This window comes from Streptomyces sp. NPDC046900, from assembly GCF_040644975.1.
GTDB lineage: Bacteria > Actinomycetota > Actinomycetes > Streptomycetales > Streptomycetaceae > Streptomyces.
The window spans coordinates 190,105-217,103 of the sequence record NZ_JBEYXD010000002.1 but is presented as its reverse complement, the minus strand read 5'-3'; the positions used below and the strand labels follow the sequence as shown (position 1 = coordinate 217,103).

Here is a 26,999-nt window from a genome sequence, read left to right as displayed (position 1 = left end):
CCCCGCGTCTGCGGCCGGTCGTCGAAGACGCCGGTGAACGGCCCCGCAGGTGTGTGATGTTCCCGCTGGACAGTCACCTGGGGTTCTGCGTAGTCCCAGACCTGGGCAGGCGTTGGACCACGCCGTGCGTCCGCCCGAAGCAGCCAGAGGGCTCCGAGCTGGATGCTTGACGTCCCGTCAAGAGTGGCTCAGTCCTCGAACCCCTTCTCCGACAGAATCGCGTCGATCTTCGCCCGGTGTGCCTTCTCCCACATGTCGAGGGTTTCCTGCGCCTCCTTCGCGAGCTTCTTCCGGGCGGCGGCGAGGATCTCCTCGTGACGGGCGGCTGGGACCACCACCACGCCCTCCTCGTCGGCCACCACCACGTCGCCGGCGTGTACCTGGACACCGCCGCACCGCACCGTCACATTGAGCGGCTCCACGGCGTTCTTGGTGCCCGGGATCGGGATGACACCCCGGGCGAAGACCGGGAAGCCGATTTCGCGGACCTCCGCCAGGTCGCGGATGACGCCGTCGGCCACGAACGCGGCGACTCCCCGGCGCTTGGCGACGGCGCACACGTTCCCTCCCGCGAGCGCGTAGTCGACGTCTCCCGACTCGACGACGATGACCGAACCGGGCTCCGCGCGGTGGATCGCCGCATGCAGCATCAGGTTGTCGCCGGGAGGGCAGCGGACCGTGAACGCCGGACCCGCCACGCGTGGCCCCGAGGGCCACAGCGGGCGGATGCCGATGTCCATGACCTGCTCGCGGCCGAGCAGGTCGGCGAGGGTGGTGGTCGGGATGTCCTTGAATGCGCCGGCGGTTCCGGTGGCGTCGGTCATGGGGCTCCTCCGTTCGGACGATCATCGACTCTACGCTTCCGGGGTGCCGACGATCATCCCTTCGGGCACCGGGAGTTGAGCGGGGGGAGCGTCCTGTGCGGAGTCCGGCCCCGGGGGGCGGGACGGTGCGGGCGGGTCACACCAGGACGTGCTCCAGCAGCCGCAGCAGATCCCCCGTCGCGTCCGCGGCCCCCAGGGCCGGAAGTGCGCCGAGGGCGAGCGTCGTCGCGGCGAGCGGCCACAGGTGCGGAGGCGGGCCGGCCTGGAGGGCGGCGATGCGCCGGACGACCGCGTGGTCGCTGAAGTACAGCGCACAGGACGGGGAGCGGCGTTCGGCGCTGAGGGCCGCGCGCGCCAGGGCGCGGGCCGTCGTGGAGCGGTCGCCGACCACGTCGGCCGCCTGCTCGTCCGCCCAGCGCTCGACGAGGAAGGTGACGGTGGTGCGTACCGGTGCGAGCAGCGGGTCGGCCGCGACGGCGAGGGCGACGGCATTCGCCAGGAACGCGTGCCGGTGGGCCAGATGGGCGCGCTCGTGGGCCAGCAGCACCCGGCGCTCCGCCGGTTCGAGCGCGCTCAGCATCGCCGAGGTGACCAGGATCCGGCCCGGTGCCCCGGCGTTGCCGGGGATGGCGAACGCCTGTGCCCGGGACGACGCGGCGACGACGAGTTCCGTGTCCTCGGGATACCCGGCGCACAGGCGGCGCAGTGCGCGGCGGGTGGTGCGCTCGGCGCGGACGGTCCGGTACACGCGCACGGCGACCAGTACGAGTGCGAGGGTCGCGGCCACGGCGATCGTCTCCGGGACCGGGTCGGGCAGCCGGCGGCCGTCGTCGCGGGCGTCCGCGACGACCGGCGGCGCCTGGTTCACCAGGGTGACCGCGAGCAGGAGCAGCGACCAGGTGGTGGCGGCCGCGGTGAAGACGGCGGACGTGGCCAGCACCCGGACCGCGAGCGCGGGCGCCACCCGTCGGCCGACCAGGGGACTGAGGGACGTCAGCAGCAGCGAGAGCAGGATCGGGAGGTAGACGTCGATCCTCATACGCCGCCTCCGTCGGGGAGCGGTGGCCCGCCGAGGAGATCACGCAGGGCCTGCTCCTCCTCGGGGCTGAGGCCGGAGACGAACTGCTGGAGCGTGGCGATCGGGTCGGGTCCGCGGTCCAGGGCCTCGTGCATGGCCTCGGCGGTCAGCTCGGCCGCGTTCTTCGCGGGCCGGTACGCGCCGCGCCGCCCGTCCACGTCGCGCAGGACGAGCCCCTTGTCGTAGAGGCGCTTCAGAATGGTGTGCACGGTGTTGTAGGCGAGGCCGCCGCCGATATCGGCCTGGATCTCGGCCGGCGTGAGCGCCTGCTCGGTGGCCCACAGTGTGGCGAGCACCTCGCTCTCCAGCTCACCGGCGTTGCGCCGTTCCGCTCTGCCCTGGGGGCCTGTGCCAGCCATGCCCGCAACCTTACAGCGCGTAGGGGAGCGCGACGGCGGCGGGCGGAGCGCACCGCCTTCCCGCCGGAGCGCTGTGCGTTCACCCGATCGGCGCAATGACGCCGAAAGGTGGCCGGGTGGCCACCCCACTCGAACTGCACCCCAAGGTCAACCGGGTTAACTTAGGCGTGATTTGCCTGATTCGTCCCTGATTTCGACCGTCAACCCTACGTACTGTAGGGTGTGATGCCCCTATGGCCTGTAGGGGGTGAGGATGGGTATGACCAACAGCGGGTACACCACGCTGGCCGGGGTCCGCCGGCTCACGGGGCCGTCGGTGGCCGGTATGTCGTGGCGCGACCGCGGCCCGGGTCTGATGGCCCTCGTGGCGGCCGCCTTCACACTGGCCCAGCTCCTCCTCGTACGGCCCCGCATGGGACTCGGCTGGGACGAGACGGTGTACGTCAGCCAGATCAGCGCCCACGCCCCGGCCGCGTACTTCAGCGCGCCACGCGCCCGGGGGACAACCTTCCTGGTCGCCCCGGTCACCTCGTGGTCCTCCTCCACCGCCCTGCTCAGGCTCTACCTCGCGGTGCTGTCCGGCGCCTCCCTGTTCCTCGCCCTGCGTTCCTGGTCCGGCCTCCTCCCGGCCCGCGTCCTCGCCCTCGGCGGCGCACTCTTCGCGAGCCTGTGGGTGACCCTCTTCTACGGCCCGCAGGCCATGCCCAACTACTGGGTGGCGGTCGGCGCCCTGGCCGCCGTCGGCTGCTTTCTGCGCGCTCACGCGGACACCGCCGACCGGGCAGCCGTGTGGGGCGTCGGCGTGAGCGTGGCGGTCATGACGTTGATGCGGCCCACCGACGCCGTCTGGACCACGGCACCCCTGCTGTTCCTGCTGATCTTCCTGCCCCGGTGGCGGCGCCTGCCCGTGCTGCTGGCGCTGGTGGGCGGGCTCGCGGTCGGATGGGCCCAGTGGACCGCCGAGGCGTACGGAAGCTACGGAGGGCTCCTGCGGCGCCTGTCCGAGGGCTCCCGCATACAGGGCGGCCTGGGCTGGAGCATCGCGATCGGCGACCAGCTGCGCAGCCTCGGCGGCCGCACCCTGTGCCGCCCGTGCTCCGGCTCCCTGCCGAACCCGTCCATCACGGCCTGGTGGTTCGTCCTGCCGCCGCTCGCCGTTCTGGCGGTCGTCATCGCCTTCCGGGCCCGGCGCCCGGCACCCCCCAGCCGGACCGTGGTGCCGGTGGTCTGCGCGGTGACGGCGGCCTTCCCGTATCTGTTCCTGATCGGATACGCGGCGCCCCGCTTCCTGCTGCCCGCCTACGCCCTGCTCGCGATTCCCGTGGCCGACGCGCTCTTTCACCTGGTCACGGCGCCGGACGGACGGTGGCGGCCGGTCACCGCGTCGATCCTCGCGCTCGGTCTTGCCGGGCATCTGGCCGTGCAGTACACGGTGCTGCACCGCACCGTGGACCGCACCACCGCCGACCGCCACGCCTGGTCCCGTACCGCCGCCGAACTGCACCGGCTGGGTGTGCGGCCGCCCTGTCTGCTGGCCGGGTACGAATCCGTCCCCATCGCCTTCTACACCGGCTGCTCCTCCGCCGCGACCGACGGCAGCAACGAGAACAGCACCGCCGGGGACATCGCGCGCATCGCCGGGCGCATGCCCGCCGCCTATCTGGACACCGTCGCGGGCCGGCTGCCGTCGTACGCGCACGACTGGAGCGCGCACTCCTTCGACGGTGTGCACATCTACGTCGCCCCCACGGCGGCAGGGGGCGGACCCGGATGACGCCTCCGACCACGACCGAGGCGGCACCGGCCACGTCCGCGCCGCCCGCCCCCCGGCTGATGTCCCTGCGCGGGCGCGCCCCCTGGCACGTGGCCGCCACCCTCGTTGTGCTCGTCGGCGCCGCCTTCCTCGCCCGGCACCACTGGCCGGTGATCGAGGCGGGTGCCGCGCGGCTCGCCGGCGCCGACCCGGGCTGGCTGCTGTTCGCCGCGACGGCCACCGTGTCGACCTGGGCCTGCTCGGCGCTCGCCCAGCAGGGTGCCGTGACCGAGGGCCTGCCCGGGGCGCGCCTAGTCGCCGTGCAGTTCGCCGCCTCCGCCGCCAACCATCTGCTGCCCGCGGGCGCCGGCGCGGGCGCCGTCAACCTGCGCTTTCTGACCCGCTGCGGACTGTCCGTGCCCCGCTCGGCGACGGCGCTGGCGGTGAAGGCCACCGCGGGTGCCGTGTCGCGCGGCGCGCTGATCGCGGTCCTGGCCCTGGCGGGCCCCGGACTGCTACGCCTGCCGCCCCTCTCCACCGTCGCGGTGGCGGCCGCGGTCCTTGTCGCCGTGGCGCTCGGGGTGGTCCTGTGCGGACCGCTGCGGCGCGCCTCGCGGGCCGTGCTGGCGGACGTACGAGCCGTGCACCGGCTCCCCGGCCGCGCGGCCGCCCTGTGGGGCGGGTCGCTGGCCTTCGCCTCGCTGCACTCACTGGTGGTGATCGCGGTCGCCCGGTCGCTCGGTCTGCCGCTGCCGCCGGGGGAGGTGGCGCTGGCCTACCTCGTGGCGAGCAGTGCGGCCGTACTGCTGCCCACCCCCGGCGGTATCGGCTCCCTGGACGCCGCGCTCGCCATCTCCCTCGCACTCGTCGGCGCCCCCGGCGGCGTGGCGGCCTCCGTGGTCATCGGCTACCGGCTGCTGACGGTGTGGCTGCCGTTGATCCCGGGCCTTGTGATGCTCGCCCTGCTGGTCAAGCGCAAGGAGTTGTGACCGCCGGGGCGTCGCAGCGGCGTCAGCAGGCTGATGACCGGCCGTGGTGTGCCGCACGAGTGTGCGCGGCGGGGGCGCGTGATGCGGCGCAGCGGTCAGGATGCGTTCAGGTTCCCGCTGGCACCGTCGGGCCTCATGACATCTGAGATATCCGAGAACGCCCGGCTCCGGGACGCCGCCGAAGCCGCTCCGCGACTGCGCTGGAACAAGGTCCCCGAGGTCACCGTCTACTTCTGGATCATCAAGGTCCTGTGCACGACGGTCGGCGAGACCGCGGCCGACCTCCTCAACGACAAGGCGGGCCTCGGCCTGACCGGTGTGTCGCTGCTGATGAGCGCGCTGCTCGCGGTGGTGCTCGTCGTGCAGTTCCGCACCAAGGCCTACCGTCCCGGCGTGTACTGGCTCGCCGTGGCCCTGATCAGCGTGGTCGGCACCCTGATCAGCGACAACCTCACCGACAACATGGGTGTGCCGCTGACCTTGAGCACCACGGTGTTCGCGGTCCTCCTCGCGATCGTGTTCGCCGCCTGGTACCGCACCGAGCGCACCCTGTCCATCCATCACGTCGACACCGTGCGCCGCGAGTCCTTCTACTGGCTCGCGGTCCTGTTCACCTTCGCCCTCGGCACGGCCGCGGGCGACCTCGTCGCCGAGAAGATGAACCTGGGCTACTGGGTCTCCGCGGTCCTGTTCGCCCTCGCGATCGCCGCGGTCGCGGTGGCCCGCTTCGCGCTCGGCCTGGGCGCCGTGACCAGCTTCTGGATCGCCTACGTCCTCACCCGTCCGCTGGGCGCCTCGATGGGTGACTACCTCTCCCAGCCGACCGGTGACGGCGGCCTCGGCCTGGGCACCGTCGTGACCAGCGCGCTGTTCCTCACCGTCATCCTCGCCCTGGTCATCTACCTCTCGGTGACCCGCACGGATGCCGCCGAGCCCGAGCGTGCGGCGGCAAACACGAACTGACGGGTCATCACGTGTTCAGGATCGATTCAGGTCACCGCTGACAGGGTCGGACCCCGACGCGGCCGCGACGCACGGCCGTCCCCACCGTCTGCGCAGGGCGCTCGCCTTCCACGAGCGCCCTGTGTCATTGCCCGCACTGGAGGGTCCGCACCGTGGAGAAGTCCGAAGTCCTCACCCGCCCCGGCGCCGCCGAGGCACGAAGGAGCGTGGTGAAGAAACTGCCGGAGGTCACCCTGGCCTTCTGGATCATGAAGATCGCGGCGACCACCCTGGGCGAGACGGCGGGCGACCTGTTCGCCCAGACCCTCAGGCTGGGCTACTTCCTCACCACGATCGCGCTGTTCCTGGTCTTCGTGGTGACCCTGGTCGTCCAGCTCCGCTCCGCCCGCTACAACCCCTTCTTCTACTGGACCGTCATCCTGTCGACCAGCATGGCCGGCACGACGATGTCCGACTTCATGAACCGCGACGCCAGCGAAAAGTACCTGGCGAAGGGATCCACCTCGCTCGGCTGGGGGCCCCAGGGCCTGGGTCTCGGCTATCCCGCGGGCGCCGCCATCCTCATCTCGATCCTGCTCGTCATCTTCACCGTCTGGAAGCTGACCGGGATGACGTTCCAGATCCGCGACATCGTCACCTTCCGCGGCGAGGCACTCTTCTGGTCGGCGATCCTCGTCTCCAACACCCTCGGCACCTCGATGGGCGACTTCCTCTCCGACAGCTCCGGCCTCGGCTACGGGGGCGGCGCACTGCTCGTGACCGGTGCGCTGCTGGTGCTCGTCGTCCTGATGCGGGTGCCCGCGGTGCCCAATGTGGTGTTGTTCTGGATCGCCTTCGTGCTCACCCGCCCGCTCGGCGCCACCGCCGGTGACTTCCTCACCAAGCCGGCCGACAAGGGCGGCCTCGACCTCGGCACCGCGGGCTCGTCGGCCGTGCTGCTCGCGATCCTGCTCGGCCTGATGACCTACGCCCACGTCCAGGAGCGCAGACACGCCGTCGCACCGCCGCCGGCCGCCGACGGCCGGGATCCCGTCAGCCGGCGGGCAGGGTGACCACGAACCGCGCGCCCGGGGTGTGGCCGGGATCGTGGCGCACCTCGCCGCCGGCCGAGCGGGCCAGGCGTCGCGCGAGCGGAAGCCCGAGACCCGCACCTCCGTGCCCGTCGTGCGGATCGGCTCGCTGCCCGGGCTGGAAGAGCCGCCCGGCGAACGACTCCGGCACCCCCGGACCGTCGTCCGTGACGTCGATCCGTACGCCGTCGACCGTGCGCCGGGCCTCGACAGCGACGTACGAGTGGGCGAAGCGCAGGGCGTTGGCGAGCAGCGGACTGACCGTCCGCTGGAGCAGGGCGGCGGGGACCCCCGCCTCCAGCCGCTCGTCCCCTGCGCGGATCTCGACCGTCAGCTGAGCCGGGGCGGCGAGGCCGGCGGCCAGACGACGCAGCACCGGCAGCACTTCGGCCGTCCCCGGAGCGGTGGACGTGCCCTCGCGGGCGTCGTTCAGCAGGGTGTCGCAGATGGTGCGCATCGACTGGGCGGCGTCGGCGATCACGGCGTGGGCGGCCCCTGTCTCGCCGTCCGTGCGCGGGTGGGCCTGCCACCAGTCCAGCTCGGCGACGATCCTGCTGAGCGGGGTGCGCAGTTCGTGCGACAGCTCCGCGGTCAGCTGCCGTTCATGGCGCAGCACCGCCCGGATACGGTCGAGGAGGGCGTCCAACGACAGCCCGAGACTGGCCAGTTCCGCCGGCCGGCCCAACGCGCCGAAGCGTTGTTCGGAGGCCACGGCGCTCCACTGCGTGGCCTGGTCGGTCATGGTGCCCACGGGACGCAGCGCCCGTCCGACCGCGAGACGGGTGAGCGCATAGGTGCAGGCGAGCATCACGGTGTCCAGGACGAACGATCCCAGCAGCAGCGTGTCCGCCGAACTGCGGTACGGGGTGAGGTCCAACGCGGTGACGACGGTCGCCGCACTGCCTCCCGTGCGCCGGGCCACGGGCTCGGCGCACAGCCGGACGGGTCCGTCGGCGTGGCGGTCCTCGGCGGTGACGCAGTCCTGGCCGCCGTGCGCCACCAAGCCGTACGCGACACGGGTCAGCGGCCCCCGCGCGGTGGTGGAGGCGGGCTGTTCGAGCAGGCGCGCACCGGAGTAGATCCAGACGTCGGCGTCCAGGAGCGCGTCGTTGGAGGTCTCCAGGACGCGCACCTTCGGGCCGCTGGTGTCGACCGTCGTGGCGACCGCCGCCGCCCGGGTGCGCAGTTCGTCGTCCGCCTGGCGCTGGAGGTGCTGCCGGACCACCGTGTTGAAGAGGATGGTGAGGATCACCATGATGAGCGCGGCGGTGGTGAGCGCCACCAGGGAGAGACGGCCGCGCAGCGTGCTCGGGGCCAGCCGGGGGAGCAGGGCCGCCGCCCGTGCCGGGCGTGCGACGAGCCGGGCGGGGACGGCCGTCATGACAGCCGGTGCCCGATGCCGCGCGCGGTGCCGATCGTCAGGTCGCTGCCCGACTCGCGCAGCTTGCGGCGCAGCCGGGTCAGATACTGGTCCAGCGTGTTGTCACTGACCAGGGCGCCCTCGGGCCAGCCCGCCCGGACCAGTTCGCGGCGGCTCACGATGTCCCCGCCCGCCGCCATCAGCGCGGCGAGGAGACGGAACTCCGTCGGCGTCAGATCGACGTGCCCGCCGCGCACGGTGAAGCGGTGCCGCACGGGATCGAGGACCAGGTCGCCCGCGGTCGCGGCCGGGCGGGGAGCGGCCCGCTTGACGGCCGCGCGCAGCCGGGCGGCGAGTTCGGCGAGGTGGAACGGTTTGGACAGGTAGTCGTCGCCGCCGGCCGAGAAGCCGGACAGCCGGTCCGGGAGCCGGTGATGGGCCGTCAGGAAGACGACCGGCGCGAGGAAGCCGTTGGCCCGGATCGCCTGGCACACGTCACGGCCGTCGGCGTCGGGCAGTCCGATGTCGAGGACCGCCGCGGAGACGTCGTCGCGGGCCAGCCGCAGGGCGGTGGCGCCGTCCGGGGCGGGCACGGTGTCGAACCCCTCCTCCCACAGGCCGCGCAGCAGCACGTCCCGCAGGGCGTGGTCGTCCTCGACGACCAGGATCTTGTGGCGCATGGTCCTCCATGGGGTCGCGCGCCGGTCGGGCGGGGTTTCGCGGGTGCCGGCCCGGGCCGGTCAGGTGGGAGTGGCCACCCGGTCCGAGGCGGGGTCCTCCGCGGCCGCGGACGCCGAGAGGAGCGGACGCAGCCGGGTGGTCGCCAGACGGCGGGCCAGGGCGTCGGGGTGACGGGTCAACGGGATCATCACGACCGATGCGACCAGGGCTCCCACGACGAACCCGGCTATCACGTCGTGCGGATAGTGCACACCCACCCACACCCGGGACACGCCCATCGCGCCGGAGGCGAGCAGCGCCGCGCAGCCGATGGGGCGGGAGACGAAGTACAGGGCGACCGCGGCCGCCGCGGCTATCGCCATGTGGTTGCTGGGGAACGACCAGTCGCCCGGGGTCGGGCACGCCTCGAGCGTGACCACACGCAGGCTCTGGCACGGGCGGTCCTCGCGGACGACCAGTTTCAGCGCGTCGTTCAGCGCATAGGCGAGGACGACCACGAACGGGACCGCGAGGGCGGCCACCGCGGCCCCGGAGCCGGTGCGGCGTGCCCGCCACCAGCCGGCGAGCATCAGTACGGCGAACAGGCCGAGCCCGTAGGCCGACCAGGCGGAGATCAGGGCGTCGAGCCAGGAAGGCGCACGGTGGGCGAGGCCCACCACGTCGGTGTAGGCCGAGCCGTCCACCCACGCTCCGTCGAAGGCTTCCGTCATCCGCGGACACCCTCCTTCGCGGCCCGGCGGGAGCGCAGCAGCTCCAGGGCGAGCGGGATCAGCGAGACCACGACGATCACCGCGATCATCGGCAGCAGGTACTTGTCGACATTCGGCACCGAGGAACCGAGGGCGTATCCGGCGAGGGTGAGGCCGAGGGACCACAGGAGGCCGCCGACCACCTGCCAGAGGGTGAAGGTCCGCGCGGGCACGTGCAGTGCGCCGGCCATCGGGTTGAGCACCGTGCGCACCACGGGGACGAAGCGGGCCAGGACGATCGCCTTCGCGTGCCCGTAGCGGTCGAGGAGCTCCTCGGCGCGCTGTGCGCCCTCCTTCAGCCGGGCCGAGCGGCTGCGGGCGAGGAGCGTGCCGCCCGCCTTGCGCCCGATCAGATAGCCGCACTGGGACCCGGCGATCGCACCGACGGCCGCGGCGACCAGCAGCAGGGGCAGCGACAGCTTCACTCCGTGCTGACCCGAGCCCGTGCAGAGCAGGCCCGCCGTGAACAGCAGGGAGTCGCCGGGGAGGAAGAAGCCGATGAGCAGGCCCGTCTCGGCGAACATCACCACGCCGACGCCCAGCACGCCGAAGGCGGCGAGCAGGGACTGGGCGTCCAGCACGTTCACCGCGAGCTGGGCTCCCAGTGACAGGGGTGTGGCCATCGTCGCGTGCCCTTCCATGGGGGAGGCCGGGCGCGGCACGGCGCCCAGCTTGACTACAATCATGTAGACCGTCTACTTAACTGTAGACGATAGTGCGGTGGCGAACGTTCCCGTGATCGGCGATTCGGGTGAACGCCGCCGCGTCGCAGCAGATTGACGAGGGCGGCGAGGGCTCAGGCCGTCGCCAGCGCGACCTCGGTCGACTTGATCAGGACGACGACCGGGGAGCCGGGGGCCAGGGCGAGGTCCTCCACCGCGCGCCGCGTGATCACGGCCGTCAGCGCGCCGCCCGCGACCGTGACCCTCACCGATGCCATGGCCTCGCCCGTGGTCAGACGCTCGACGGTACCGGGCAGCTGGTTGCGGATGGAGATGCCCTCCACGGCGGCGGTCGCGAGCGCGACCTCCGTGGACTTGACCAGGGCGTACACGGAGGCCCCCGGGGCGAGGTTCAGTTCGTCGACGGCCTCGATGGTGACCGCGGCGGTCACGTCCTGACCTCCCGTCAATCTGACCTTGACGATCGCCATGACCTCGCCCGGAGTGACGGCCGTCACGGTCCCGGGGATCTGGTTGCGGATGCTCAGGTTCATGGGTGCGCCTCGCGGTACGTGGGGGAATGTCAGCGTCTGTACCTATGCTGAGCCCACGGCGGCCGGATCGGCGGGCCGCACCGGCGCGGCGTGTCAGGCCGGATACGCGTGCGTCTGCGCCGCCTTGACGGCCGCCCAGACCGGGGCGCCCGGCTGGAGGCCGAGTTCGGCCGCGGCGACGGCGGTCAGGTCCGCGGCCAGGGAGAGCTCACCGGTGAGGTCGGCGCGGATCTGGTCGCCGTGCGTCTCCAGGCCGGCCACCTCGCACCGCCACAGATTGCGGGCGCTGGTGCCGCTCGGCCGGTCCCGGTACAGGGTCACGGCACTCGGCGGAAAGGCCACGAAGACCGGTCCGGACAGATCCTCCGTGGTCGTGATCGCGGGGCCGGCGTCGAGCCGCACGGTGTGCCCCCTGGCCGTGCCCCGGTACAGATTGAGTCCCACGAGCCGGGCGATGTAGTCCGTGCGCGGACGGCGGGCGATCCCCGAAGGCGTGCCGGCCTGGACGACCCGGCCGTGCTCTACGACCACCAGCCGGTCGGCGAGCACCATCGCGTCCAGCGGGTCGTGCGTGACGAGCACCGCCACCGCCTCGAACTCGGCGAGATGGCGCCGCAGTCCGGCCCGCACCTCCAGCCGGGTGCGGGCGTCCAGCGCGGCGAGCGGCTCGTCCAGGAGCAGCAGTCGGGGCTGAGTGGCGAGGGCGCGGGCGAGCGCCACCCGCTGGGCCTGGCCGCCGGACAGCCGCCGCGGCTTGGCACCGGCGTGGTCGGCGAGACCCATGCGCTCCAGCCATGCGGCGGCGACCGCGCGAGCCTCCGCCTTGGACGCGCCCTGGCAGCGTGGACCGAAGGCCACGTTGTCCAGGGCGGTCAGATGCGGGAAGAGCAGGTAGTCCTGGAAGACGACTCCCACGGGACGCGACTCGGTCGGCGTACGGTCCAGCGCGGCGCCGTCGAGCCGCAGATGGCCGCCGGAGAGCGGGACGAGTCCGGCGAGCGCCCGCAGGGCGGTGGTCTTCCCTGCGCCGTTGGGCCCGAGGAGCGCCACCACCTCGCCGGGCGCCACGGTCAGCGCCACATCGAGCCGGAAGGTGCCGCGCTCGACGACGACCCGCGCGTCGAGACCCTCGCCGTGTGTGCCGGCGGGGGTGCTGCCGGTCGCCGCCTGTCCGGTCTGGGTCATGACGCGGTCATCCAGCGGTCCCGCAACCCGGCAAGGACCGCGATCGACACGGCCAGCAGCACCAGGCTCAGGGCGATGGCCGCCGCCGGGTCGTTCTGCAGGGCCAGGTAGACGGCCAGCGGCATCGTCTGCGTACGGCCCGGGAAGTTGCCCGCGAAGGTGATGGTCGCCCCGAACTCACCGAGCGCCCGCGCCCACGCCAGTACGGAACCGGCCGCGATGCCCGGCGCGATCAGCGGCAGCGTGACCCGGCGGAACGCGGTGAAGCGGGAGGCGCCGAGCGTCGTGGCGGCCTCCTCGTAGCGAGGATCGGTGGCCCGCAGTGTGCCCTCCACGCTGATGACGAGGAACGGCATCGCCACGAACGCCTCCGCCACCACCACCCCTGCCGTGGTGAACGGCAGCGTGATCCCGAACCACGCGTCCAGCCACCGCCCGACCACTCCGTTGCGCCCGAGCGCCAGCAGCAGGGCCACACCGCCCACCACCGGCGGCAGCACGAGCGGCAGCGTCACGAGCGCCCGTACGACACCCCGTCCCGGAAAGGTGGTGCGGGCCAGCAGCCAGGCCAGCGGCACGCCCAGCACCAGACTCACCCCGGTGGCGGCGGTGGCGCTCACCAGGGACAGTTGCAGGGCCTGCCACACCTGTGTGCTGGTCAGCTGGTCGGACAGAGTGCGCCACGGGGCCCTTACGAGCAGGGCGATCAGCGGCAGCAGCAGGAACGCCAGGCCGACCAGCGCGGGCAGCAGCAGCGGCAGTGGAACTCCCGGGCGGCGGACACGCCGCCCGCGCTGCGGCACGCCCACCAGCGTGTCGGCCGCGGCGCCGGACGTGTCGAGCCGGGTCACGGCTGGAGGAACCCGGCCTCGGTCAGGACCTTGCGGCCCTCGTCGGACTGCACCAGAGCGATGAACGCCTTGGCCGCCTCGGCGTTGGGCGCGTCCTTGAGCTGGACGATCGGATAGTCGTTGACGGCCTTGGCCGACTCGGGGAACTCCACGCCCTCCACCTTGTCACCCGCCGCCTTCACATCGGTCTTGTAGACGACCGCGGCGTCGGCCTCCTTCAGCTCCACCTTCGTCAGGGCGCTCTTGACGTCCTGTTCGTACGACACCGGCGTGAGTTTCAGGTTGCTCGCCTCCAGCGCCTTCTGCGCGGCCGCACCGCACGGCACTGTCTTGTCGCACAGTACGACCTTGAGGCCGGACTTGGTGAGGTCCTTCAGGGAGGCGACCTTGTCCGGGTTGCCGGGCAGGGTGGCGATCTCCAGCTGGTTGCGCACGAAGGTGGCGGGCGTGCCGGCCGCGTCGTTCTTGTCCGTGACGATGGCCATGGTCTTGGGGCTGGCCGCGGCGAAGACGTCGGCGGGGGCGCCGCTGGTGATGCTCGCGGCGAGGGTGTCACTGCCGCCGAAGTTGAAGGACACCTTCGTGCCGGGGTGCTGCTTCTCGAACTCCTGGCCGAGGGTCGTGAAGCTCTCCTTGAGGGAGGCGGCGGCGAAGACGGTGACGGTGCCGGACAGCTTCGCGGCCGAGGACCCCGAGGACGCCGAGGAGTCGGACTTGGGGGAGGAACTCGAGTCGGACGAGGACGAGCAGGCGCTCAGGGCCAGCAGCGCGGCGGCCGCCACACCGGTCACCTGCAGCAGACGGCGACTGCGGCGCGCGGAACGGGTCATCACGGGTCCACTCCCCCTTTTCGGTTGGGAGGGACCCCCTGGACCCCTCCGATACGCCGATCATAATGACGCAGATGCCATCCGGAAGTCATCTGTTGCATCGCATCAGCAGGGTGATCGGCCTCTGGAGCCGGTATGTGCGTTTGTACGGGGTCGCCGCCCGGGTACTGACACCCGGGAGGTGGTGACCTGTGGGCCCGACCCTGACGGAACCGGTCGCCGACGCCGCGGTGCCGGCGGAGCTCAGCCTTACCGGTGACCTCGCGCGTCCCGCCCGGCTGACCGTGCCCGACCTGCTGGCCATGCCGCAGCGCGAGAAGCGGGTCAGTTTCGAGTGCGCCACCAGCGGCGTACAGCACCACTGCTTCAGGGGCCCGCTGCTGTACGACGTGCTCTCGGCCGCGGGTCCCGTGTTCGATCCCACCCGGCGCAAGGACCGGCTGCGCTTCCTGATCCTCGTCACGGGCGCGGACGGCCACTACGTTCTGCTGTCCTGGGCGGAGATCGACCCGGACTTCGGGCGTGCGCCCGTCCTGCTCGCGGCAAGCATCGACGACACCCTGCTCGACCGGTCCGGACCCCAGCTCGTGCTGCCGCAGGACCGCTGCGGCGCGCGCTATGTCAGCGGCATCAACGCGATAAGGGTGGACGGCCGTTACGGCCCAGGGGCCTGAGGGGCGGTTGGCGCCCGCTCGTCAGGTCCTGTCGATATGTACGTTCGTCGACTTCACCCGGGCGGTGGCCTCCATCCCGACCTCCAGGCCGAGTTCCTCCACGGCCTCCCGGGTCAGCAGCGAGACCAGGCGGTGCGGTCCGGCCTGGATCTCCACCTGGGCGGCCACGTCGCCGAGTTTCACGGCGGTGACGATGCCGGGGAACGCGTTGCGGGCCGAGGTGTACGAGGGGGCGTCCTCCTCGCCGGTGCCGCCGCGCGCCAGCTCCACCGAGAACGCGGCCAGGTCCTTGCCGTCGATGACCCGCCGCCCGCTCTCGTCGCGCCGGGTCGCCACCCGGCCCGCGTCCGCCCACCGTCGCGCGGTGTCCGGGCTGACTCCCAGCAGACGGGCGGCCTGGCCGATTGTGTAGGACTGCATGGGCGTCACGATAGGTGCCCGGCGCCGCCCCGCCCGACGCGGCCCGGAGGCGCGCCTCACACGCCTTGTCCCGGCAAAGCGACAGGATCGCCGATCTCCGCGTGGGAGGATCCCACGCGATGACAGTGTCCTGGACGGTGCGGAGCGTGCGCGCGGCGGTGTTCGCCGTCGTCTGCGTGCTGCTCGCCGCAGGGGGACACACCCTGGCCACCGGCTCCGCTCCACCGGTGTGGGCGGACGCGGCGGGATTCCTTCCCGTCTTCGCCGGCGGTGTGGCGTTCGCCGGAAGGGAGCGCTCGCTCCTCGGCATCGGTCTCGCCATGTTGTTCGTACAGGGCGGACTCCATCTCGGCTTCGACGCGGCGGGCCGGCCGGCCACGCCGATGGACATGCCGGGCATGCCCCACGGCATGCCCATGGCCGGCCAGCCGCACGCGATGACCTCTCACGCCGTCGCCGCTCACCTGGCCGCCGCTCTGGTCTGCTCCTGGTGTCTGCGGCGCGGTGAGGCCGCCCTCTATTCGCTGCTGCGCAAAGCCGTCGCCTTCGTCCCGGGCCTCGCCGCCTGGTGGCGTACGGTGCCGCTGCCCCAGTACGCCGGGCCGCCCCGCTCCCGCGGCCCGCTGCGTCGTTCGTTCCGGCAGGCGCTGCTGCGGCACGCCCTGTCCCGGCGTGGCCCGCCCCTGGGATCCCCGTACCGAATCTGACCCCCCCAAATCGAGCACGAGTACGGAGCTTCCCCACACATGTCCCCGATGCGTACCACTTTGCGCCGCGCCGCCACCGTCGGCGCCCTCACCGCCGCCGGTGTCCTCGCCGCGGCGGGCGCGGCCTTCGCGCACGTCACCGTCCACCCGGAGAGCTACGCCAAGGGCGCCACGGACGGTGTGCTCACCTTCCGGGTCCCCAACGAGGAGGACACCGCCGCGACCACCAAGGTGCAGGTCTTCCTGCCCACCGACCACCCGGTCCTCGGTGTGCTGGTCTCCCCGCAGGACGGCTGGACCGCTCAGGTGACCACCACCAAGCTCAAGACGCCGGTCAAGACGGACGACGGCACCATCACCGACGCCGTCTCGGAGATCACCTGGACCGGCGGCCGCATCCGGCACGGCCAGTACCAGGACTTCAACGTCGCCTTCGGTCAGCTCCCGGACGACACGGACCAGCTGACCTTCAAGACACTGCAGACCTACTCCGACGGAAACGTCGTCCGCTGGATCGAGGAGACTCAGAAGGGCGCGGACGAGCCGGAGAACCCTGCGCCGGTCCTCCAGTTGACCGCCAAGGGCGCGGCGGAGGGCAACGATTCGGCGGCGGCTTCCTCCTCCACCGCCACGGGGGCGGCGGACAAGCCGGGCGACTCCACCACCAAGGCCGCCGCCACCAGTGACTCCACCGCCCGGGGCCTCGGTATCGCGGGCCTGGTCGTGGGCGTCCTCGGCCTGGCCGCCGCGGGCTTCGCGGTCGCCCGCGGCCGTACGCGCCCGTCCTCGTCCGGATGACGGGTCCCCTCCCGCGGGCGGTCGACCACCGCCCGCGGGACGGGTGGTCCACCGGCCCTGTCCTCCGCCCGCGCGGTGCGGGACAGGGCCAACTCTCCACGCCGGTTCACGAAGGCCGAGGAGGGAGAGCGCCGTGCGCTACCGGCCGGCCGGCTCGGTGGTGCGAGAGCCGTCGCGCCCCGTGACGTGACAGGCGGTTACTTCGGGGGAGCCTGACGGCGGTCCAGACGGATGTCCTGGCTCGACAGCGTCATGGGCGACGCGGAGAAGGCGCGCAGCCGGATCCGGGTGCCGTCCTTGGGCAGATCGAAGCGGCCGCCGGGTGCCTCGAGCCGGTAGGTGGCCGTCCCGTGACCGGCGACGGACGAGGGGCCGCCGAGCACCTTCCACCAGCGGCTCATGCCCTGGCCCGTGGTCAGCGTGAAGTGCGGTTGGACGGCCGCGTCGCCGGTGTTGGTCACACGGACCGTGAGGGTCTTGACGGACGTGGGCGTCCGGGAGGCGGCGGTGGCCTGCATGTGCAGCGGCGGCCTTCCGGTCGCCCCCAGCATGACGGCGATGAGGGCCGGAGCGAGTACGGCCGCGGCCAGCACGGCCCGGGCCTGCCGCCGCCCGGACAGCAGCCGGGGCTGCCAGGCGGTGGTGAACACGCTGGACGGCACGGTGACGGCGGCAGCCAGCCACAGCGGGGTCATCAGCAGGTAGTAGCCGTCCTGCGAGCGGGTCGCCAGGAAGAACGCGCACCAGGGCAGGACGGTCGCGGCCGGCCCCAGACGGCGCACGAACAGCACGAACAGGGCCAGCAGACCCGCCAGCATCAGCATGCTCGCGTGGGAGTACCACGCCAGGCGGTCGCTGCCGTCGGTGAAGTAGAGGGAGATGTCGACCAGGCCCTGGCCGTGGATCACGGCACCCTGGGTGATCGGCAGCGCGATGCCTTCGAGCCACGTATGCGGTTCGCTCACGATGAAGTACGCGTTGATCAGCAGCCAGGTACCGGCGGCTATGCCGACGATCCGTGCCACCGCCACGGCCGCCGCGCGTGCCCCCAGTTCACCGCGCCTGAGCGCGTAGATACCGGCGAGCAGGAACGGTGTGAGGAACCATGGCAGTTGCTGGCTGGCGCAGGCCACGCCCAGACAGGCGGCCCGTGCCCAGTCGGCGGCGCCGCCCGCGCCCATCCGCGTCCAGCGCACCACCACGGGGATGAGGAAGGCCATGGCGACGACCGCCGGGTAGCCGAGCCGGGCGTACATGGGGAGCATGCCGAAGCCCAGGCACACCATGGTGGCCGCCGAGCGCCAGGGGGTCGGCAGCATCTTCCACATGACGATCGTGCCGAGGACGAGCGCGGTGTTGGTGACCAGGGTCTCCGCGAGCGCCCCGTGGCCGATCCACAGCAGCGGCGCGGTCAGCAGCATGGTCACGGGCGGATAGCCGTACGTGTAGTCGTAGCCGCCGGTCATCGTCTGGGTGTAGGCGATGCCGTGACCGAACAGCCAGGGCCACGGCTGTCCGTACGCAGGGTGGCCGTGGAGCAGCTCACGGGCGGCCTGCGTGGTGAGTATCGACTCGTCGCTGAAGTTGTGGGCGACACTGACCGCGCAGTAGGCGAGAGTGACCGCCGTCACCAGGACGACCAGGTCGAGACGCGCCAGCGACCTGCTGTGCCGCACCACCACGGTCAGGATTCCGGTGACCAGGATCGACGCGTAGCACAGCGAGATGACACCGGCCACCACCGGTCTGTGACTGGCGGCGGCGGCCCACACACTGCGTGTCCCGATGAGCAGACTGATGTTCGCCAGCAGCGTCAGAACGCGATGCCACTGTGCGGGAGTCTGGTCCGGATCGTCCTGCGCCGCGAAGGGGCGCGTCCAGCGGCCGATTGTCGCCGGCCTCACTTCTGCCAACTGCACCCCCGGAACCTAACGGGACCTCGTGAACGTCAAGCGCTCGGAGGTGAAGACTCCGGTGTGAGGGCGGTAAGAACTGGTCGTAACCGGGCACCGGGAGCCGGTCGCCCTGGCAGACGGGCGCCAGGGGCGGCGAAGTGACCGCGGAAGGTGTCGCGGTCCGTGTCGCTGTTGGTCCGAAAGGGTGAGTGTGGTTAAGAATTGACCGGTGCAGACGATGAGTGCGAGCCAGTGCGGGGAGGGCCGGTGAACAGCCGCGATGTCACCGACGAACAGTGGGAAGGGCTCGCCCAGGTCGTTCCGTTGCGCGGCCGGGACGCCTGGCCGTCCGCCGTCGGCCACCGTTCGATAGCGGAGGCCGTGACCGAGGCGCGCCGGCGCTTCGTGGTCCTGCGGGTCAACGTCTTCGCGGACGCCCGCGAGGTCGCCGAGACGCTGATGGCGGGCGTGCCCGTGCTGCTCGACCTCACCGGCGCGGAGAACGACGTCGCCAAACGGGTGCTGGACTTCAGCACGGGTGTCGTCTTCGGTCTCTCCAGCGGGATGCATCGCGTCGACCGCAATGTGTTCCTGCTGACCCCACCGGGGACCGAGGTGCGGGGTCTGATGGAGGGGGCCGGAGTCACCCGCTGAGACCGGTGGGCGTCCGTGCAGCACGGTTCGTCGCCGCGCGGCCCGGACGGTCGCCCGATCGTGGGAAGGGTACGGGGGCGGAACGGTTCGCCCCGGCGCCGCGGGCCTACCGTCCCGGACATGACCGCGTCCCCTGCGTTGTCCCCGCCCGAGCCGGACACTGCCCCGAGCCCTCGTCCGGACCGGCCCTGCGTCACCGAGCTGCGGCTGTCCGCGTTCGCCGGGCATCGCCGGGCCGTCTTCGCGCTGGCGCCGCTGACCCTGTTCACCGGGCCGAGCGGCTCGGGCAAGTCGCGGGCGCTGCAGGCGTACGAGGCGCTGGCGCGGCTGGGGGGCGGGGCGGAGCTGGCGGAGGCGTTCCCCGACCCGGTGACGTGCGTACCCGAGCGGGCGCGGCCCGACGGTGAGCGGCGGCGTGGGTTCCGCATCGGCTGCACGGCCGACGGCCCGGAGGGACCCGTGCGGCTCGACGTCGCGATCCAGGCCGAGCCCGAACTGCGCATCGTCGGTGAGCGCTTGACCGCCGACGGCCTGGTTCTGCTGGAGTCGGCGCTGCGCGACCCGGGCCGCCGGGCGGTGCAGGCCGCCTGGCACACCGCGGGGTCCGCCCCGGTGACCCGCGGGCCGCTCCCCGACGACCGCCTCGGCACCGCCCTGCTGCCGCTGCGCGTGGCGGGCAAGACGGACGGCCAGCGCCGGGTGCTCGCCGCGGCCGAGCAGATGGTGGTCGCCCTGCGGTCGGTCTTCGCCTGTGATCCGGGCCCCGGCTCGATGCGCGCCCCCGTGCCCCTGGGCGCGGGCCGGCTGCTGCCGGGCTGCGGCAACCTCGCCGAAGTGCTGCTGCGCACCCGCGCCGAGTGCGGCCGACGGCACGCGCTGCTGGCCGCGGCGGTCGGAGCCGGGTGTGCGGGGCGGGTCGTGGACCTGCTGGCCGAGCCGCTCGACGACGGTACGGTCCGGGCGCTGCTCGACCGCGGCGACGGACTGCGCACCCCGCTGAAGCTGCTGGGCGACGGCGAGCTGCGGTATGTGGCGCTGGCCCTGGTCCTCCTCACCGGTCCCGGCGTCCTGGAGGTCGACCCGGTGGGCGAGGTACCGGCGGCGCTGCAGACCCTCACGGTGCTGGCCGACGGCCTCGACCGCTGTATGGACCGGCGGCAGACGCGTGAACTGCTCGGGCTGGCGGCCCGGATGTGCGAGCGGGGTCACATCAGGCTGGTGGGCGCGGTGGGTGAGGCGTCCTGGGCGGCGGAGGTGGACGGGGCGACGGTGGTAGACCTGAGCGCGTGACAGAAGAACCCGGGCGGCGCAGGGACCTGGACGTCGCGTGGCTGCAGCGGCGGCTCGCGGACTTCGCCGCGACACGCGACTGGCAGCCCTACCACACACCGAAGAACCTGGTGTCCGCACTCAGCGTCGAGGCGTCCGAACTGGTCGAGATCTTTCAGTGGTTGACGCCCGAGGAGTCGGCCCGGGTGATGGACGACCCGGACACCGCCCATCGGGTGACCGACGAGATCGCGGACGTGCTCGCCTATCTGCTCCAGTTGTGCGAGGTGCTCGGCGTCGACGCGCTCGCGGCGCTGGACGCGAAGATCGACCGCAACGAGAAGAGGTTCCCGGCACCCGGAGCCGAGTGAGGCGGAACCACCCTGCGGAGGACGCCGGGCACCGCGTGGACCAGCGGAGCCGCTGTCACTCTCCGGAGTCATGGACTTGTCCTCTCCTCCTTCGTTGTCCACAGATTTCGGACTCCCTCTGGCCTTTCGTCCCCTGACCCTTCACGCTGGGTAGTGAACAACGGAGTTCGGGCAGACGTGCGGGAGTGCGTCGCGACAGACGGGGGCAGCGCATGGACGCGGTGCGGCTCATCGTGACGAGCAGGCGTGCCCTTTCGGGGAGCGAGGACGGGCCGAGAGTCATGACCGAGGCGTGGCAGGCGTACGCCCTGGCGCAGGCGATCGGCAGTCGGCTGGCGGTCTCGGGACCGCCCGAACTGCGCGGCGAGGCGCTGGGGTTGACGGAGTTGGCGGGCAGGGGGTGCGGTGTCCTGGACACACCCTCCATCGACGTGGCGGACCTGCGGGCCGCCCAGCTCACGGAGCTGGGCGACGCACGCAGTGCCCTCCTCGACCTCGGCACCCTCCTCGTGGAACTGGGCATGGCCCTTGTCGCGGCCGCGAGCGCCGCGGCGGACGAGGGCACGTACTGGCAGTGCATGGAGGCCATCGACGCGGCGGACGAGTCCAGGGACCGGGTCAGAGAGATGCTGCGAAGACTGGCGGCAAGGGACGGGGAGGTACGGGAGCGGGACAGAGCGGCGGGCTGAGCGCACACTCATTCCACCTGGTCCGGAGGGTATGAGCCGGTCCGGGCCGGAAGGGTGCTGTACGCGCTGGGCGGGGGCGGGGTGGGGCGGACGCACTGCTCAGATGCCGGGGCGGGGACGGCGTGCTGCTCGGGCGGGGGGTGCGGTGTCGTATGCGCCGGTCGGGTCTCCGGCGCGCCCTGGTGCCGGGTGCGGCATGACGCCTTCTCAGCCGGGGCCGGCCCAGGCTGACGCGGCCACGCCGGCCGACCGGCGGCCGGCACCCGGCACCGGCGGCCGGATTCGCTGTCCGGCCCCCGTTGTCGGACACCGCCGCGATGGGCCGGACGTGGCGGCGCCTCACCCGGTCGCCCGATGGGCGGATTTTTCACCCGACCGGAGTCGGGTGGGGCGGTGGGGACCGGTGAGGCCGAATGTTCTCCGGGAATGCAGGATGGAAACATGGATCTTCGCATCTTCACGGAGCCCCAGCAGGGGGCGACCTACGACACCCTCCTCTCCGTCGCCAAGGCCACCGAAGACCTGAGCTTCGACGCCTTCTTCCGTTCCGATCACTATCTGCACATGGGCGACGTGGACGGCCTTCCCGGCCCTACCGACGCCTGGATCACCCTGGCCGGCCTCGCCCGTGAGACGAAGCGCATCCGCCTGGGCACGCTGATGACCGCCGCCACCTTCCGGCTGCCCGGCGTTCTCGCCATCGAGGTCGCGCAGGTCGACCAGATGTCCGGCGGCCGCGTCGAGCTGGGCCTGGGCGCGGGCTGGTTCGACGAGGAGCACAGGGCGTACGGCATTCCGTTCCCCAAGGAGAAGTTCGCCCGTCTCGAGGAGCAGCTGGAGATCGTCACCGGGCTGTGGGCGACCGAGGTCGGCAAGACCTTCAGCTTCCACGGGGAGCACTACGACCTCACCGACTCGCCCGCCCTGCCCAAGCCCGCCCAGGCCAAGCTCCCGGTGCTCATCGGCGGTCAGGGTGCGACCCGCACTCCGCGGCTCGCCGCGCAGTACGCCGACGAGTTCAACATGCCGTTCGCGTCGATCGAGGACAGCGAGCGCCAGTTCGGCCGGGTCCGTGCCGCGGCCGAGACGGCGGGCCGCGCCGCGGACGCCTTGACCTACTCGAACGCGCTGGTGGCCTGTGTCGGCAAGGACGACCAGGAGGTCGCCCACCGCGCCGCGGCGATCGGCCGTGAGGTCGACGAGTTGAAGGCCAACGGCCTCGCGGGCACCCCGGCCGAGGTCGTCGACAAGATCGGCCGGTACGCGGAGATCGGAGCGGGGCGTGTCTATCTCCAGATCCTCGACCTCGACGATCTGGACCACCTGGAACTGATCTCCGCCCGGGTCCAGTCCCAGCTGAAGTGAAGTGATCTGACCGGGGGCGTGGCCGCTCCCCGGGCCGGGGGCGTCCGGCCCGGGGCGGTCGTAGGTGAACGGGCGTGTGAGCCGGGCGAAAACTCCCTGGCTGCGGCCGGGTGTGCACGGCGATACTCGTACGTGTGTTTCTGACGATCTCCACGACGGGCGACGAGAAGAACCCGGCCACCGACCTGGGCTTCCTGTTGCACAAGCACCCCGACAACGCCCAGGCGTTCTCCACCTCCTACGGGACGGCACATGTCGTCTACCCACAGGCGGACACCGAAGGCTGCACGGCCGCGCTGCTGCTGGAGGTCGACGCGCCCGCACTGGTGCGCAAGGGCCGTGGCAAGGGCCGCGGCGGCGCTCCCGACGCGGCCCTCGCACAGTACGTCAACGACCGTCCCTACGCGGCCTCGTCGCTGCTGGCCGTGGCACTGAGCAGCGTGTTCTCCACCGCGATGCGAGGCGTCTGCCAGGCCAGGCCCGAGCGCGCCCGGCAGCCGCTGCCGCTGCGCGTGGAGATACCGGCCTTGCCCGCCCGGGGCGGAGCGGCCCTGGTGCGACGCCTCTTCGAGCCGCTCGGCTGGACGGTCACCGCCGAACCGGTGCCGCTGGACGCCCAGTTCCCGCAGTGGGGCGACTCGCGCTACGTAGGCCTCGTCCTGGAGTCGGCCGAACTGACCCTTGCCGAGGCCCTGCGCCACCTGTACGTCCTGCTGCCCGTCCTCGACGACGCCAAGCACTACTGGGTCTCCGCCGACGAGGTCGACAAGCTGCTGCGGGCCGGTGAGGGCTGGCTGCCCGGCCACCCCGAGCAGAAGCTGATCACCAGCCGCTACCTCTCGCGCCGCTGGTCGCTGACCCGGCAGGCGATGGAGCGGCTGGAGCTGCTGCGGCTGGCCGAGGCGGACGACAGCGAGGTCGAGGAGATCGACAACGCGGTGGAGGAGGACAGCGAGGCGGAGGAGCGGCCGACGCCGCTCGCCGTGCAGCGCCGGGACGCGATCATCGCTGCACTCGGGGAGAGCGCGGCCGCACGTGTCCTCGACCTCGGCTGCGGCCAGGGCCAGTTGGTGCAGGGGTTGCTGAAGGACCCGCGGTTCACGGAGATCGTCGGCGTCGACGTGTCGGTGCGGGCGCTCACCATCGCGTCCCGGCGCCTGAAGCTGGACCGCATGGGGGAGCGGCAGGCCTCGCGCGTGAAGCTGGTCCAGGGATCGCTGACCTACACCGACAAGCGGCTCAAGGGGTATGACGCAGCGGTGCTCAGCGAGGTCGTCGAGCACCTCGACCTGCCGCGGCTGCCTGCGCTGGAGTACGCGGTGTTCGGCTCCGCCCGCCCGAGGACGGTCCTCGTGACGACCCCGAACGTCGAGTACAACGTCCGCTGGGAGACGCTCCCGGCCGGGCACGTCCGGCACGGCGACCACCGGTTCGAGTGGACGCGGGAGGAGTTCCGCGCCTGGGCGGACCGGGTCGCCGAACGGTACGGCTACGCCGTGGAGTTCACGGCCGTGGGCCCCGACGACCCGGAGGTCGGGCCGCCCACGCAGATGGCAAGGTTCGAGCTGAGCACCACCACGACGATCGGGACGAAGGAGGAGAAGGCCGCATGACTGAGACCAAGGGGCGCACCCTGCCCGTCACCGACCTCTCCCTCGTGGTCCTCGTCGGTGCCTCGGGGTCGGGCAAGTCGACCTTCGCCCGCCGACACTTCAAGCCGACGGAGGTCATCTCCTCGGACTTCTGCCGCGGACTCGTCTCCGACGACGAGAACGACCAGAGCGCGACCAGGGACGCCTTCGACGTCCTGCACTACATCGCCGGCAAGCGTCTCGCGGCGGGCCGGCGCACCGTGGTGGACGCCACCAGCGTGCAGCAGGAGGCCCGCCGCCAGCTGATCGAGGTGGCCAGGCAGCACGACGTGCTGCCCATCGCGATCGTGCTCGACGTACCGGAGCAGGTGTGCGCCGAGCGCAACGCGGCCCGCACCGACCGGGCCGACATGCCGCGCCGGGTGATCCAGCGCCACATACGCGAGCTGCGCCGCTCCGTGCGGCACCTGGAGCGGGAGGGCTTCCGCAAGGTGCACGTCCTGCGGGGCGTGGACGAGGTCGAGGGCGCGACGGTCGTCACCGAGAAGCGGTTCAACGACCTGACGCACCTCACAGGACCCTTCGACATCATCGGCGACGTCCACGGCTGCTCCTCGGAACTGGAGGCGCTGCTGGGCAAGCTGGGGTACACCGACGGGGTGCACCCGCAGGGCCGGACCGCCGTCTTCGTCGGAGACCTGGTGGACCGCGGCCCTGACAGCCCGGGCGTGCTGCGCCGGGTGATGTCGATGGTGGCGTCGGGCAACGCCCTGTGCGTACCGGGCAACCACGAGAACAAGTACGGCCGCCACCTGCGCGGCCGCAAGGTCCAGCACACGCACGGGCTCGCCGAGACCATCGAGCAGATGGAGGGTCAGAGCGAGGAGTTCAGGCAGCGGGTGAAGGAGTTCATCGACGGACTGGTCAGCCACTACGTGCTCGACGGCGGCCGGCTGGTCGTCTGCCACGCCGGTCTGCCCGAGAAGTACCACGGCCGCACGTCGGGCCGCGTACGCTCGCACGCGCTGTACGGCGACACCACGGGCGAGACGGACGAGTTCGGTCTGCCGGTGCGCTACCCGTGGGCGGAGGAGTACCGGGGCCGGGCGGCGGTGGTGTACGGCCACACACCGGTCCCGGACGCCACCTGGGTCAACAACACCCTCTGCGTGGACACCGGTGCCGTTTTCGGCGGCAGACTCACGGCGCTGCGCTGGCCCGAGCGGGAACTGGTCGATGTGCCCGCCGAGCGGGTCTGGTACGAGCCGGCCCGGCCGCTGGCCACCGAGGCGCCCGGCGGGCAGGACGGGCGGCCGCTCGACCTGGCGGACGTGCACGGCCGCCGCGTGGTGGAGACCCGGCACGCCGGACGGGTGGCGGTCCGCGAGGAGAACGCGGCCGCGGCGCTGGAGGTCATGAGCCGTTTCGCGGTGGACCCGCGGCTGCTGCCGTACCTCCCGCCGACCATGGCACCCACGGCGACCTCGAACGTCGACGGCTACCTGGAGCACCCGGCCGAGGCGTTCGCGCAGTACGCGCAGGACGGGGTCACGCGGGTCGTGTGCGAGGAGAAGCACATGGGCTCCCGCGCGGTGGCGCTGGTGTGCCGGGACGCGGAGGCGGCGCGCGAGCGGTTCGGGGTCGACAGCACGTCCCCGTCGAGCGGGGGAGGGCCGACGGGCTCGCTCTACACCCGTACCGGACGCCCGTTCTTCGACGACGAGGCGTTCACCGAGCAGATCCTCGGCCGCCTGCGGACGGCGATCACGGAGGCGGGCCTGTGGGCTGAGCTGCGGACGGACTGGCTGCTGCTGGACGCCGAGTTGATGCCGTGGTCGCTGAAGGCGCAGGGGTTGCTGCGGTCGCAGTACGCGGCCGTCGGCGCGGCGTCCGGGGCGGCCTTCCCGGCGGCGCTGGCCGCTCTGGAGGGCGCCGCGGCGCGGGGCGTGGACGTGACCTCACTGCTGGCGCGCCAGCGTGACAGGGCGGAGGACGCGGCCGCGTTCACCGACGCGTACCGCCGCTACTGCTGGACGACGGACGGCCTGGACGGGGTGCGACTGGCGCCGTTCCAGATCCTGGCGGCGCAGGGCCGCAGCCTCGCCTCCGTGCCGCACGACGAGCAGCTCGCCCTGATCGACCGGCTCGTCGAGCACGACGGGAGCGGGCTGCTGCAGACCACCCGGCGCCTGTACGTGGACACCGGCGACCCGGAGTCCGTGCGGGCCGGCGTCGACTGGTGGCTGGAGATCACCGCACGCGGCGGCGAGGGCATGGTCGTCAAGCCGGTGGGCGCGGTGGTGCGCAGCGCCGAGGGGCGCCTGGTGCAGCCCGGCGTCAAGTGCCGTGGCCGAGAGTACCTCCGGATCATCTACGGACCGGAGTACACGCGCCCCGAGAACCTCGCCAGGCTCCGCCGGAGGTTCCTGAACCACAAGCGCTCGCTCGCGCTGCGCGAGTACGCGCTCGGCCTCGAGGCCCTGGACCGCCTCGCGGACGGCGAACCGCTGTGGCGGGTGCACGAGGCGGTGTTCGGGGTGCTGGCCCTGGAGTCGGAGCCGGTGGATCCCCGGCTGTGACGGGACCGTCCTCCTCGGGTCCGATCGCCCTCGCGGATGATCGGACCCGAGGGGCGCTGTTGGGCGACGCCTCGCGGA

At 72.3% G+C, this 26,999-nt stretch carries 27 protein-coding genes; 14 read left to right on the top strand and 13 right to left on the bottom strand.

The window, feature by feature from the left end; genetic code table 11:
* Positions 1-188: 188 nt before the first annotated feature.
* The 3 genes from ABZ904_RS03140 to ABZ904_RS03130 form a co-directional block, all read right to left on the bottom strand.
* A complete protein-coding gene (locus ABZ904_RS03140) occupies positions 189-824 on the bottom strand; it encodes an RraA family protein (RefSeq protein ID WP_360989792.1) in 636 nt (211 codons plus the stop codon).
* Positions 825-960: 136 nt separating this feature from the next.
* Positions 961-1,863: a M48 family metalloprotease gene (locus ABZ904_RS03135; RefSeq protein WP_359394182.1), complete on the bottom strand. Its 903-nt coding sequence runs from the start codon at positions 1,861-1,863 to the stop codon at positions 961-963.
* Positions 1,860-2,261 carry a BlaI/MecI/CopY family transcriptional regulator gene (locus ABZ904_RS03130; protein ID WP_359394184.1) on the bottom strand — a complete coding sequence of 134 codons (402 nt, stop codon included), beginning with the start codon at positions 2,259-2,261 and terminating at the stop codon, positions 1,860-1,862. Before ABZ904_RS03130 ends, ABZ904_RS03135 begins: the two co-directional genes overlap by 4 nt.
* Before the next feature lie 259 nt (positions 2,262-2,520).
* On the opposite strand from ABZ904_RS03130, the gene ABZ904_RS03125 reads away from it, so the two are divergent.
* The 4 genes from ABZ904_RS03125 (at position 2,521) to ABZ904_RS03110 (ending at position 7,018) form a co-directional block, all read left to right on the top strand.
* Complete coding sequence (locus ABZ904_RS03125; RefSeq protein WP_360989796.1) at positions 2,521-4,035, top strand: hypothetical protein; 1,515 nt, start codon at positions 2,521-2,523, stop codon at positions 4,033-4,035.
* 59 nt (positions 4,036-4,094) lie between these two features.
* The gene (locus ABZ904_RS03120; RefSeq protein WP_359394416.1) at positions 4,095-5,003 is read left to right on the top strand and encodes a lysylphosphatidylglycerol synthase domain-containing protein; all 909 of its coding nucleotides are present in this window, start codon (positions 4,095-4,097) and stop codon (positions 5,001-5,003) included.
* 135 nt (positions 5,004-5,138) lie between these two features.
* Positions 5,139-5,966: a hypothetical protein gene (locus ABZ904_RS03115; RefSeq protein ID WP_359394188.1), complete on the top strand. Its 828-nt coding sequence runs from the start codon at positions 5,139-5,141 to the stop codon at positions 5,964-5,966.
* A 152-nt stretch (positions 5,967-6,118) separates the two neighbouring features.
* Complete coding sequence (locus ABZ904_RS03110; RefSeq protein WP_359394190.1) at positions 6,119-7,018, top strand: hypothetical protein; 900 nt, start codon at positions 6,119-6,121, stop codon at positions 7,016-7,018.
* Here the strand turns inward: ABZ904_RS03110 and ABZ904_RS03105 are convergent.
* From ABZ904_RS03105 to modA, 8 genes are all read right to left on the bottom strand, one after another.
* Positions 6,999-8,417 (bottom strand): HAMP domain-containing sensor histidine kinase, encoded by a 1,419-nt coding sequence (locus ABZ904_RS03105; RefSeq protein ID WP_360989800.1) that lies wholly within the window; start codon positions 8,415-8,417, stop codon positions 6,999-7,001. The genes ABZ904_RS03110 and ABZ904_RS03105 overlap by 20 nt on opposite strands.
* On the bottom strand, positions 8,414-9,076 hold the full coding sequence (locus tag ABZ904_RS03100) for a response regulator transcription factor (RefSeq protein WP_360989803.1): 663 nt from the start codon (positions 9,074-9,076) through the stop codon (positions 8,414-8,416). The genes ABZ904_RS03105 and ABZ904_RS03100 overlap by 4 nt, the downstream gene beginning before the upstream one ends.
* A 60-nt stretch (positions 9,077-9,136) precedes the next feature.
* Entirely contained in the window at positions 9,137-9,787 is a 651-nt protein-coding gene (locus ABZ904_RS03095) for a phosphatase PAP2 family protein (protein WP_359394197.1), read from the bottom strand.
* Positions 9,784-10,449: a DedA family protein gene (locus ABZ904_RS03090; protein ID WP_359394418.1), complete on the bottom strand. Its 666-nt coding sequence runs from the start codon at positions 10,447-10,449 to the stop codon at positions 9,784-9,786. The genes ABZ904_RS03095 and ABZ904_RS03090 overlap by 4 nt, the downstream gene beginning before the upstream one ends.
* 173 nt (positions 10,450-10,622) lie before the next feature.
* Positions 10,623-11,042 (bottom strand): TOBE domain-containing protein, encoded by a 420-nt coding sequence (locus tag ABZ904_RS03085; RefSeq protein WP_359394199.1) that lies wholly within the window; start codon positions 11,040-11,042, stop codon positions 10,623-10,625.
* A 93-nt stretch (positions 11,043-11,135) separates the two neighbouring features.
* The gene (locus tag ABZ904_RS03080) at positions 11,136-12,227 is read right to left on the bottom strand and encodes an ABC transporter ATP-binding protein (RefSeq protein ID WP_361820809.1); all 1,092 of its coding nucleotides are present in this window, start codon (positions 12,225-12,227) and stop codon (positions 11,136-11,138) included.
* On the bottom strand, positions 12,224-13,078 hold the full coding sequence (modB, locus tag ABZ904_RS03075; RefSeq protein ID WP_361820806.1) for a molybdate ABC transporter permease subunit: 855 nt from the start codon (positions 13,076-13,078) through the stop codon (positions 12,224-12,226). The genes ABZ904_RS03080 and modB overlap by 4 nt, the downstream gene beginning before the upstream one ends.
* Complete coding sequence (gene modA, locus ABZ904_RS03070; RefSeq protein ID WP_359394205.1) at positions 13,075-13,908, bottom strand: molybdate ABC transporter substrate-binding protein; 834 nt, start codon at positions 13,906-13,908, stop codon at positions 13,075-13,077. Before modA ends, modB begins: the two co-directional genes overlap by 4 nt.
* A 191-nt stretch (positions 13,909-14,099) precedes the next feature.
* Between modA and ABZ904_RS03065 the strand changes: the two genes are divergently transcribed.
* Positions 14,100-14,582 carry a molybdopterin-dependent oxidoreductase gene (locus tag ABZ904_RS03065; protein ID WP_359394207.1) on the top strand — a complete coding sequence of 161 codons (483 nt, stop codon included), beginning with the start codon at positions 14,100-14,102 and terminating at the stop codon, positions 14,580-14,582.
* A 21-nt stretch (positions 14,583-14,603) separates the two neighbouring features.
* Here the strand turns inward: ABZ904_RS03065 and ABZ904_RS03060 are convergent, their stop codons facing one another.
* A complete protein-coding gene (locus ABZ904_RS03060; protein ID WP_359394209.1) occupies positions 14,604-15,002 on the bottom strand; it encodes a helix-turn-helix transcriptional regulator in 399 nt (132 codons plus the stop codon).
* A gap of 119 nt (positions 15,003-15,121) precedes the next feature.
* Here ABZ904_RS03060 and ABZ904_RS03055 point away from each other — a divergent pair, with 119 nt between their 5' ends.
* Both ABZ904_RS03055 and ABZ904_RS03050 read left to right on the top strand, forming a co-directional pair.
* Positions 15,122-15,709 (top strand): hypothetical protein, encoded by a 588-nt coding sequence (locus tag ABZ904_RS03055; protein WP_360989816.1) that lies wholly within the window; start codon positions 15,122-15,124, stop codon positions 15,707-15,709.
* A 39-nt stretch (positions 15,710-15,748) separates the two neighbouring features.
* Positions 15,749-16,507: a YcnI family protein gene (locus tag ABZ904_RS03050; protein ID WP_361820801.1), complete on the top strand. Its 759-nt coding sequence runs from the start codon at positions 15,749-15,751 to the stop codon at positions 16,505-16,507.
* A gap of 197 nt (positions 16,508-16,704) precedes the next feature.
* Here the strand turns inward: ABZ904_RS03050 and ABZ904_RS03045 are convergent, their stop codons facing one another.
* The gene (locus tag ABZ904_RS03045) at positions 16,705-18,396 is read right to left on the bottom strand and encodes a hypothetical protein (RefSeq protein WP_359394421.1); all 1,692 of its coding nucleotides are present in this window, start codon (positions 18,394-18,396) and stop codon (positions 16,705-16,707) included.
* A 273-nt stretch (positions 18,397-18,669) separates the two neighbouring features.
* Here ABZ904_RS03045 and ABZ904_RS03040 point away from each other — a divergent pair, with 273 nt between their 5' ends.
* The 7 genes from ABZ904_RS03040 to ABZ904_RS03010 all read left to right on the top strand — a co-directional run bounded on the left by ABZ904_RS03040 (position 18,670) and on the right by ABZ904_RS03010 (position 26,921).
* On the top strand, positions 18,670-19,056 hold the full coding sequence (locus ABZ904_RS03040; RefSeq protein ID WP_359394216.1) for a cell division protein SepF: 387 nt from the start codon (positions 18,670-18,672) through the stop codon (positions 19,054-19,056).
* A gap of 120 nt (positions 19,057-19,176) precedes the next feature.
* The gene (locus ABZ904_RS03035; protein ID WP_361820799.1) at positions 19,177-20,346 is read left to right on the top strand and encodes an ATP-binding protein; all 1,170 of its coding nucleotides are present in this window, start codon (positions 19,177-19,179) and stop codon (positions 20,344-20,346) included.
* Entirely contained in the window at positions 20,343-20,696 is a 354-nt protein-coding gene (locus ABZ904_RS03030) for a nucleotide pyrophosphohydrolase (RefSeq protein ID WP_359394220.1), read from the top strand. The genes ABZ904_RS03035 and ABZ904_RS03030 overlap by 4 nt, the downstream gene beginning before the upstream one ends.
* 212 nt (positions 20,697-20,908) lie before the next feature.
* Complete coding sequence (locus ABZ904_RS03025; RefSeq protein WP_359394222.1) at positions 20,909-21,385, top strand: DUF6099 family protein; 477 nt, start codon at positions 20,909-20,911, stop codon at positions 21,383-21,385.
* Between the two features lie 441 nt (positions 21,386-21,826).
* Positions 21,827-22,750, top strand: coding sequence for an LLM class F420-dependent oxidoreductase (locus ABZ904_RS03020; protein WP_361820795.1), 924 nt, complete (start codon positions 21,827-21,829; stop codon positions 22,748-22,750).
* Between the two features lie 134 nt (positions 22,751-22,884).
* Positions 22,885-24,363 carry a 3' terminal RNA ribose 2'-O-methyltransferase Hen1 gene (locus ABZ904_RS03015; protein WP_360989831.1) on the top strand — a complete coding sequence of 493 codons (1,479 nt, stop codon included), beginning with the start codon at positions 22,885-22,887 and terminating at the stop codon, positions 24,361-24,363.
* Complete coding sequence (locus ABZ904_RS03010) at positions 24,360-26,921, top strand: polynucleotide kinase-phosphatase (RefSeq protein WP_359394228.1); 2,562 nt, start codon at positions 24,360-24,362, stop codon at positions 26,919-26,921. The genes ABZ904_RS03015 and ABZ904_RS03010 overlap by 4 nt, the downstream gene beginning before the upstream one ends.
* Positions 26,922-26,999: the final 78 nt, after the last annotated feature.